Source organism: Streptosporangiales bacterium (assembly GCA_009379825.1).
In the GTDB taxonomy this organism is placed as follows: domain Bacteria; phylum Actinomycetota; class Actinomycetes; order Streptosporangiales; family WHST01; genus WHST01.
Window position 1 is genome coordinate 1 of the sequence record WHTA01000127.1, and the last position, 9,481, is coordinate 9,481.

The window sequence follows — 9,481 nt, forward strand, 5'->3', positions numbered from 1 at the left end:
GGCGTGCCGACGTACTCGACGTCCGTGCGCTCAACCGCGCCACGCTGGCGCGCCAGCTGCTGCTCGCGAGACACGAGACGAGCGCGCTCGACGCCGTGGAGCACCTGATCGGGCTGCAGGCACAGGCACCGTTCCCGCCGTACTACGGGCTGTGGAGCAGGCTCGCGGGCTTCCGCCCAGAGCAGCTGGCCGACCTGTTGCTCGACCGCAGCGTGGTGCGGGTCGCGTTGATGCGTGGCACCGTGCACCTGGTCTCGGCGCGTGACTGCGTGGCGCTACGAACGTTAGTGCAGCCGGTCTTCGACCGCGACCTGCGCGGCAACACGACGCACACGCCTGCCCTCGCCGGCGTGGACCTCGGACGAGCTCGCGGTCGCCGGTGCCGACGCGGTCGCCGAGCGTTCGCTGTCCCACAAGGCGCTCGGTGCGGCTCTGGCCGAGCGGTGGCCGCACAACCCGCCGGGGTCGCTGGCGTACGGGGTGCGCAACCTGCTGCCGATGGTGCAGGTGCCGCCGCGGGCCGTGTGGGGCAGGAGCGGGCAGCCGGTGCTCAGCACCGCCCAGGTGTGGCTGGGCGGTGAGGTGGGCCGCCGGCTCACCATCGACGAGCTCGTGCTCAGGTACCTGGCCGCGTTCAGGCCGGCCAGCGTGCCCGACGTACAGACCTGGTGCGGCCTGACCAGCCTGCAGGAGGTCGTAGACCGGCTGCGGCCGCAGCTGCGCGAGTTCGCCGACGAGCACGGCCGGGCGCTGTTCGACCTGCCGGACGCGCCGCGGCCAGACTGCGACGAGAACGCCCCCGTCCGGTTCGTGCCGGAGTACGACAACCTGCTGCTCTCGCACGCCGACCGCACCCGGGTGATGGCCGAGGAGGTCCGCAAGCGGGTGATCTTCTCCGTCAACGGAGTGTTCCCCGGCACCGTCCTCGTCGACGGGTTCGTACGCGGCACCTGGCGCGTCGACCGGTCGGCCGGTGCTGCCACGCTCCTGGTCACCCCGTACCGCCGGCTGTCGAAGCGGCACGAGGCGACGGTCGGGGCCGAGGGAGCCAGGCTGCTGCGCTTCGCCGCGCCCGGCGCCGACCACGAGGTGCGCGTCCTCGCCGCCGACTGAGCCGGCAGCCCTGGTCACGGGGCCGCCGTAGCCGCGTGTAGTAGCATGAATGCATGCGAGCTCGGCTGCTCCTTCGCCAGCCGCACTGACGGACCGGAAGATCCGAAGTCAGTGCGGCCGCCCCTCCTGTGCGAGGGGTCTTTTCGTTTCGACAGCCGATCTGCCGAGGAAACGAGGAGTTCCACCATGAGCGCGACCGACGCGCGCACCGGGCGGGAGGCGCCGGACGAGACGCCGTACCGCTACACGCCTGCCATGGCGAACGAGATCGAGAGCAAGTGGCAGGACCGGTGGCAGAAGGAGCGGGTCTACGAGGCGCCGAACCCGGCGGGCCCGATGGCCGAACCGGAGGCGATCCGCGGCCGGGAGAAGTTCTTCCTGCTCGACATGTTCCCCTACCCGTCCGCCGCGGGCATGCACGTCGGGCACCCGCTCGGGTACGTCGGCACCGACGTGTTCGGTCGGTACAAGCGGATGCGCGGGTACAACGTCCTGCACTCGATGGGCTTCGACGCGTTCGGGCTGCCGGCCGAGCAGTACGCCGTGCAGACCGGCCAGCACCCACGGGTGACCACCGAGCGGAACATCGCGAACATCCGCAGGCAGCTGCGGATGCTGGGCCTGGGGTTCGACTGGCGGCGCAGCATCGAGACCATCGACCCCGGCTACTACCGCTGGACGCAGTGGATCTTCCTGAAGCTGTTCGAGTCGTTCTACGACGAGGAGCAGGAGCGGGCCAGGCCGGTCGGCGAGCTGGTCGCCGAGTACGAGTCCGGGCAGCGCGCGACACCGGACGGCCGGCCGTGGGCCGAGCTGAGCGAGGCCGAGCGGCGCGCCGTCGTCGACGACAGGCGGCTGGCGTACATCTCGGACGCGCCGGTCAACTGGTGCCCAGGTCTGGGCACGGTCGTGGCGAACGAGGAGGTCACCGCCGACGGACGCAGCGAGCGCGGCAACTTCCCCGTGTTCAGGCGCAGCCTGAGCCAGTGGATGCTGCGCATCACCGCGTACGCCGACCGGCTGACCGACGACCTGGAGACCATCGACTGGCCGGACGCCATCAAGACCATGCAGCGGAACTGGATCGGCCGCTCGCACGGTGCCAACGTGGTGTTCCCTGCCACCACGTCCGGTGGCGAGCAGCGCGGTATCGAGGTGTTCACCACCCGGCCGGACACCCTGTTCGGCGCGACGTTCATGGTGCTGGCACCCGAGCACCCGCTGGTGGACGAGCTGGTGCCGGACGCCTGGCCCGCCGCCGACCTGCCCGCCCCCTGGACCGGCGGTGCCGCCTCGCCGCAGGAGGCAGTGCGTGCCTACCGCACCCAGACCGGTGGCCTGAGCGACGTCGAGCGACAGGTGGAGGCGCGGGAGAAGACCGGTGTGTTCACCGGTGCGTACGCGACCAACCCGGCCAACGGCGCGCAGATCCCCGTCTTCATCGCCGACTACGTGCTGCTGGGCTACGGCACCGGGGCAATCATGGCCGTGCCCGGCCAGGACGAGCGCGACTGGGCGTACGCAGAGAAGTACGAGCTGCCGATCGTACGCACCGTGCAGCCGCCGGCCGACTTCGACGGCGAGGCGTACGTCGGCGAGGGCCCGGCGATCAACAGCAGCAACCCGGAGACCGGGCTGAGCCTGGACGGGCTGGGCGTCGAGGACGCCAAGAAGCGCATCATCGCCTGGCTTGAGGAGCACGGCCACGGCGAGGGCACCGTCACGTACAAGATGCGCGACTGGCTGTTCAGCCGGCAGCGCTACTGGGGCGAGCCGTTCCCCATCGTGCACGACGAGCACGGTCCGGTGGCCGTACCCGACGAGCAGCTGCCGGTGTTGCTGCCCGACGTGCCGGAGTACTCACCGCGGCTGTTCGACCCGGACGACGCCGACAGCGAGCCGGAGTCGCCGCTGTCGCGCGTGGGTGACTGGGTCGAGGTCACGCTGGACCTGGGTGACGGGCAGAAGAAGTACCGCCGCGAGACCAACGTGATGCCGCAGTGGGCCGGCTCCTGCTGGTACGAGCTGCGCTACCTGGACCCGGAGAACGCCGAGACGTTCTGTGACCCGGAGAACGAGGCGTACTGGATGGGGCCGCGCGGCGGCAGCCACCCAGGCGGCGTCGACCTGTACGTCGGCGGCGTCGAGCACGGCGTGCTGCACCTGCTGTACGCCAGGTTCTGGCACAAGGTGCTGTACGACCTGGGGTACGTGTCGAGCAAGGAGCCGTACTACCGGCTGTACAACCAGGGCTACATCCAGGCCTACGCGTACACCGACTCCCGCGGCGTCTACGTGCCCGCCGAAGAGGTAGAGACGGAGACCCGCGACGGCGAGACCATCTACCTCTACAAGGGGCAGCCGGTCAAGCGCGAGTACGGGAAGATGGGCAAGAGCCTGAAGAACATCGTCACGCCGGACGACATGTGCGCGCAGTTCGGCGCGGACACCTTCCGGGTGTACGAGATGTCCACCGGACCGCTGGATGCGTCCAGGCCGTGGGAGACGCAGGCGGTGGTCGGCGCACAGCGGTTGCTGCAGCGGGTGTGGCGCAACGTCGTCGACGAGCACACCGGCGAGCTGCAGGTCGTCGACGCGGAGGCGGACACCGACACGCGTGCCGTGCTGCACTGCACCATCGACGCCGTACGTAAGGACTACGAGGGGCTGCGGTTCAACACGGCGATCGCGCGGATCACCGAGCTGAACAACCACCTGACGCAGGCGGTCGACGAGCTGCCGCGGGAGGTGGCGGAGCCGCTGGTGCTGGTGCTTGCGCCGCTGGCGCCGCACCTGGCGGAGGAGCTGTGGGAGCGGTTGGGACACGGTGATTCGCTTGTCTACCAGGCGTTCCCCGAGCCGGACGAGAGCTACCTGGCCGCGCAGACCGTCGTCTACCCGGTGCAGGTGGCGAAGAAGGTCCGTGGCCGGGTGGAGATCGCCGCGGACGCGTCCGAGGACGAGGTGCGTGCCGCCGCGCTGGCCGACGAAGGGGTGCAGCGCGCGCTGGACGGTCGAGAGCCGCGCAAGGTCATCGTGGTGCCAGGCCGGATGGTCAGCATCGTCGTCTGAGCGAAAGAGCTGAGGAGCTCGCCGGAGGTACGGCTCGCGCCTGTCGCGTAGGTGTGTTGCTGTGTCCGCGCGAGACGTGCCGTAGGCGAGCGTGCGAAGCGGTCGCGGAGGGCGCGGAGCGCGCCGGTACTGTCGGGGGATGGCCACACGCGTCGCAGTGGTGACCGACTCGACCGCATATCTGCCTGCGGTCGAGGTGGCACGGCACGGTGTCACGGTGGTGCCGCTCACCGTCCTCATCGACGGCGTGCCAGGTGCCGACGGCATCGACGTGACCGCGGCGGACGTGGCCGACGCGCTCCGCAACAGGCGGCGGGTCAGCACGTCCAGACCCGCGCCGGACCGGTTCGCCGAGACGTACGCGCGGGCGGCGGAGGACGGTACGGACGCAGTGGTGTCCGTGCACCTGTCCGCGCGGATGTCCAGCACCCTCGACAGCGCGCGGCTGGCCGCCAAGTCGGCGCCTGTGCCCGTCGAGGTCGTCGACTCGCAGCGCATCGGCATGGGGTTGGGCTTCGGCGTGCTGGCCGCCGCGGAGGCCGCAGCGGCCGGTGCCGACGCGGCCGTTTGTGCCGAGGTGGCCGCGCAGCGGTCCACGTCGACGGATGTCTACTTCTACGTGGACACGTTGGAGTACCTGCACCGCGGCGGCCGGATGGGCATGGCCACCAGCCTGATGGGCAACGCGCTGATGGTGAAGCCGCTGCTGCGGGTGCACGACGGCCAGATCTCGCTGCTGGAGAAGGTGCGGACGCGGGCGAAGGCGATGACCAGGCTGGAGGAGATCGCCGTGGCGTCCGCGTCGGGCGCGCCAGGCACGGTCGTCGACCTGGCCGTGCAGCATCTCGCCGGCGCCGAGCGCGCCGGCCAGCTCGCCGAGCGGCTGCGCGACTGCCTGCCCAGGCACCGCCGGCTGTTCACCGGCGAGGTCGGCGGCGTCGTCGGTGCGCACGTCGGGCCCGGGATGATCGCCGTGACCGTCTCCAGGCACCGGCCGCACGCGTCCGGCTAGCGGGCGGCGAACATCACCCAGGTCTGGCCGCGGGCGAACGGCATGCGCTTGCCGGACTTCGTGGTGTATTTCGTGCCCTCGCCGGCAGTCGGGCGCGACCAGCGTGCCTGGTACGCCTTGCCGTCCCTGAGCACGACGGCCCGGCCCGACCCGGTGGTCGTGACGTACGGCGACACGTTGCCGAACTTGTCCTTCGGGCCGCGCCCTTCGATGTCGACGTACTGGATGACCACCGTGGCCGCCGCCGACCTCGCGCCGTTGGCGGTGCGGTGCGGCTTGCCGTCCATCGACACCAGCCACCGGCGCTTCGCCTTCGACCAGTCGAACTTCGCGTCGAACGCCCGGTATCCGGCGGTGCGGCTCGCGGTGGGCTTGCCGCCCGCGGGCGCGTCGTCGTACCTGAAGCCGATGTCCGGCGGCGGCTTCGCCTTGTCGGCGCGGTCGAGCAACTGTGCCGGCCGCGCGAACAGGTTGTGCGGCGCGCGCCGTGAGCCGTCGCGGACGTACGCGTTGCCGGCGCGCGCGGGGGAGACGTCGACCAGCGGCGCGCGGCGGATGTCCGGCAGCACCGACGAGCGCGCACCGGAGTACGCGAATGCCGGGCGCCCGTACTGTTCGAGCAGTTCGAGGTCGGACTCCCGCGCGCTGCGGACAGGGCCGACGGTCTTCGGCTGCCGCGTGCCGAAGACGGCGAGCAGCCGGCTGAGGCCAGCCTCGACCGGTTCGACGTACACGATGTCGGCAGCGCCGAGGCCCTTGGGTGGCCGCGCGGCGCCCACGTTGTCCAGCTTCACCGCGAGTGCCGGCTTGCCCGGCCGGTACCTGGCGGTGTCGCTCGGTGTGGGCGTGGGCTCCGCTCGCCGGCCGTCCTCCGCGGGCTGACACCCGACGCCGACGGCGAGCGCCGCGGCCAGCGCGACGGCGACCAGGTGCCGCGATGTAGTGCTCATGATCCTCCACCGTAGCCCGCGCCGTGCGAGTGACGTAGGTCACTTCCCACCGAAGGAACGCCTCCCTGGCAACGCACATCGCAGTGCCGTTCCACTTCCACACACAGACAGGGGACGGCACATGGCGATCAGGGGGAAACCTGCGAACCCGGACAAGGACCCGAAGAAGCAGGAGGAGCTCGACAACGCGCGTCGCCGAGGCGGCGGTGGCCAGCGGGAGACGGTTCAACGCCGCGGGCACCAGCACTACACGGATCGGGACGGCAGCAGAGAGCCGGGCGGTCGTACCACGGGTAAGCAGGACCCTCGGGGCAAGAGCAGGGACTAACCGTTGGCCGTCCCAGTGGTGTAGCTCACGGTCCACGAGCCGAACGCGTCCCGGGTGACGCGTATCGCAGTGCCTGTCAGCTTCCACACACAGAGAGGGACGGCATGGGACTGCTCGATGGGCTACGGGCGAACCCGGACAACGACCCGGAGAAGAAGAAGGAGCTCGATAACGCGGTTCGCCGCAGCGGCGGTAGGGACCCGGAGCGCATAAAGAGCCGCGGCTTGCCGAACAGGGGTGACGACCGTCGGCAGGCCGGTCGGACCACCCGCGCACCGAAAGAGGGCGGCGAACGCTCGTGAGGCGGTGTGCCCCTCGGCTGGAGCCGAGGGGCACACCGCTACTCATTCGGTCGAGGTGGCCTTCGCCGGCTTGCTGGCGTCGGTGGCGCGGGCGAGGAAGTCGGACGTCCAGCGCTGCGTCTCCACCGCTACGTCGTTGCGCGGCTTGGTCACCAGGCTCACCCCGACGAACAGCACGGTGCCGGTCGCCAGGCCCCACAGGCCGGGCAGCACGCCGATGCCGAACGGGTCCGTCCACACGAACGACGTCAGCAGCAGCACCGCCAGCCCACCGACGAACGACGCGACGGCACCGGCCGCGGTGCTGCGTTTCCAGTACAGCGCGCCGAACACCGCTGGTGCCAGCAGACCGACGCCCGACAACGCGACGGTGAGGATGCTGATCAACAGCGCCGGGCTGGTGATGGCGAAGTAGTACGCCGCCACGCCGACGATCATGTGGGTGACGTACATCAGGCGCTTCGTCTTCACCGGGTCGCGCCGCTTGTTCACGTACTTCTCGTAGACGTCCACCGCGAGGGTGGAGCTGACCGCGTGGATCTGCGAGTCCGCCGTCGACATCGACGCGGCGAAGCCGCCCGCGAGTGCCAGTGCGGCGACGACGACCGGGAGGTTGTCCCACAGCATGTTCACGAAGATCTGGTCGGCGTTGTCGGTCTTCGGGAACAGCACCCGCGCCGACGCGGCGACGGCGGGGGTGAAGACGTAGATCGCCGTGATGTAGACGGCGCCGCCGACGCTCGCCCACTTCAACACGTGCAGCGACCGTGCGCTGAAGATCCGGATCACCAGCTGTGGACCGAGCAACAACCCGAGCGCCAGCGGGATCCACAGTGAGATCCAGTGCGCCTGGTCGATGGTGCCCGCGGGACCTGGCAGCGTGAACCACTCCGGAGTCTGCTCGCGCAGCCGCTCGAACGCCATGCTGACACTGCCTTGCGTCTCCCGCACGACGTACAGGCTGCCGCCGAGGATGGCGACGAACATCATGATGCCCTGCACCGTGTCGGTCCACGCCACCGCGCGCAGGCCACCGGCGATGACGTAGGCGACCATGATGACGAGCATCACCGCGGCGCCGACGGCGAACGGGATGCGCCCGCCGGTCATGGTGTCGAAGATGTAGCCGGACCCGGTGAGCTGGATCGTCACGTACGGCACGACGAAGACCGTGTGCAGCAACGCCACGAGCAACCCGACCAGACGGCTGCCGTACACGTGCGACATGAAGTCGCCGAGGGTCAGGTAGCCGTGCCGTTTGCCGAGCAGCCACAACCGCTTGCCGACGAACCAGAAGAGGAACGCCGGCGGGATCAGGTAGAGCCCGTTCACCCAGAAGCCGACACCGTCGGTGTACGCGAAGCCGACGATGCCGGTGAGCGCGTACGCGCTATGGAACGTCGCGGCGTACGTCAGCGTGAGGACGAGGATGCCGAAACCACCGCGCCTGGCGACCGCGTGGTCGGCGAGGCTGTGGTCGGACACCCGGTAGCTGCGGTACCCGAGGTAGAGGACCGCCAGCAGATAGAGGACGAGAATCCCGATGCCAATGGACCAGCCCGGCATGTCAGCCCTCCTGCCTGTCGCGGTCGGTGACTTCCTCCACCTGGTGTTCCAAGGTGTGTGCCTGCCACGAAGGCAGCTTGACCGCGAACAGCACGAGCTCGACGAGCATGACTGCGTACCACAGCTCGAGCCACAACCAGATGGTCGGCTGGCCGAGCGTGATCGGGTTGCTCGCGGCGTAGTCGCTGACCCAGCCGATGATCGGCGGGTTCACCAGCAGCAGTGGGATCCCGAGCGCCACGACCACCACGATGGTGTCGCGGCGAAGTCTTCTGCTCATCGAGCGCCTCCTCGGTGCGGGTGAGCTGCCCGCGGTGGCGGGGACCCGGTCCCGAGCCGTCCCGCAGTCGTGTGATGGCGTCAGCGTCGACGCCGGTACGTGCGGACCGAACGCGTGCCCGCGCGTCGTGCCGACCTGGTATACCACGCGTGCCCGGCCGCCGTCGCGCGTGAAGCAACGGAACGTAGTTGCCAGAGGTAGCGAGTCGGGAGGAGCTGTGTCGATCGCCGCCTTGCCGGAGTACCTTGCACCGCTTCGCTGCCCGCGCTGTGGACGTGCCGCCGACCCGGCCGATCCCTCGGTGTACCTGGGCTGTCCGCAGTGCCGTGCAGCCGGCGCGCTGGCGAACTACGTGTGCGACGTACCGGCCGGACGCGTCGCCGCGGGCATCGACCGTGGCTGTCGCGAAGACCGTCCCGGGCTGTGGCGCTGGACGTCCGCGCTGCCCGTCACCGGGCCGCACGTGGTGTCGATGCACGAGGGCGGCACGCCGTTGGTGCCGCTGCCGCGGTTCGGTGCAGCGGTAGGCGTCCCGCGCCTGTACGCGAAGAACGAGTCGGCGAACCCGACCTGGTCGCACAAGGACCGGTTGTGCGCGCTGGCCGTATCAGCGGCGCGAGCCGTCGGGGCGGACACCGTCGTCGCCGCGTCCACCGGCAACCACGGCGCCTCGCTCGCGGCGTACGCGGCACGCGCCGGGATGCGCTGCGTCATCTTGGTTCTGGCACAAATTTCGTGACACTCGCGGTGTGTTGACGTGGCTCTTGTAGTGGCTGCTATTCGGCGTTTCCGGGACGCGCCGGATTTCTTGTAATAACCGAATCTTGACTTTATAGCCGGCGTGTTGCGTGAGATAAA

Annotated in this window: 8 protein-coding genes and 1 pseudogene; 6 read left to right on the forward strand and 3 right to left on the reverse strand. The window is 69.9% G+C overall.

The annotated features are described in order from the left end of the window. Positions 1–44: 44 nt before the first annotated feature. The 3 genes and pseudogenes from GEV07_29670 (at position 45) to GEV07_29680 (ending at position 5,197) form a co-directional block, all read left to right on the forward strand. Positions 45–1,113: pseudogene (locus GEV07_29670) on the forward strand (winged helix DNA-binding domain-containing protein). 186 nt (positions 1,114–1,299) lie between these two features. Further along, the gene (locus tag GEV07_29675; GenBank protein ID MQA06697.1) at positions 1,300–4,185 is read left to right on the forward strand and encodes a leucine--tRNA ligase; all 2,886 of its coding nucleotides are present in this window, start codon (positions 1,300–1,302) and stop codon (positions 4,183–4,185) included. Between the two features lie 139 nt (positions 4,186–4,324). Continuing rightward, positions 4,325–5,197 (forward strand): DegV family EDD domain-containing protein, encoded by an 873-nt coding sequence (locus GEV07_29680; protein MQA06698.1) that lies wholly within the window; start codon positions 4,325–4,327, stop codon positions 5,195–5,197. On the opposite strand, the gene GEV07_29685 is transcribed toward GEV07_29680, so the two are convergent. Beyond that, positions 5,194–6,147: a DUF3048 domain-containing protein gene (locus GEV07_29685; protein ID MQA06699.1), complete on the reverse strand. Its 954-nt coding sequence runs from the start codon at positions 6,145–6,147 to the stop codon at positions 5,194–5,196. The two genes, GEV07_29680 and GEV07_29685, sit on opposite strands and share 4 nt — an antisense overlap. A gap of 121 nt (positions 6,148–6,268) precedes the next feature. Between GEV07_29685 and GEV07_29690 the strand changes: the two genes are divergently transcribed. Next, entirely contained in the window at positions 6,269–6,475 is a 207-nt protein-coding gene (locus tag GEV07_29690) for a hypothetical protein (protein ID MQA06700.1), read from the forward strand. 104 nt (positions 6,476–6,579) lie between these two features. Further along, positions 6,580–6,777 (forward strand): hypothetical protein, encoded by a 198-nt coding sequence (locus GEV07_29695; protein MQA06701.1) that lies wholly within the window; start codon positions 6,580–6,582, stop codon positions 6,775–6,777. Between the two features lie 42 nt (positions 6,778–6,819). On the opposite strand, the gene GEV07_29700 is transcribed toward GEV07_29695, so the two are convergent. Together GEV07_29700 and GEV07_29705 are read right to left on the reverse strand one after the other, a co-directional pair. Continuing rightward, on the reverse strand, positions 6,820–8,343 hold the full coding sequence (locus GEV07_29700) for a sodium:solute symporter family protein (GenBank protein ID MQA06702.1): 1,524 nt from the start codon (positions 8,341–8,343) through the stop codon (positions 6,820–6,822). A gap of 1 nt (position 8,344) precedes the next feature. Next, positions 8,345–8,623 carry a hypothetical protein gene (locus tag GEV07_29705; GenBank protein ID MQA06703.1) on the reverse strand — a complete coding sequence of 93 codons (279 nt, stop codon included), beginning with the start codon at positions 8,621–8,623 and terminating at the stop codon, positions 8,345–8,347. 472 nt (positions 8,624–9,095) lie between these two features. Between GEV07_29705 and GEV07_29710 the strand changes: the two genes are divergently transcribed. Then, entirely contained in the window at positions 9,096–9,362 is a 267-nt protein-coding gene (locus GEV07_29710; protein ID MQA06704.1) for a pyridoxal-phosphate dependent enzyme, read from the forward strand. Positions 9,363–9,481 lie beyond the last annotated feature (119 nt).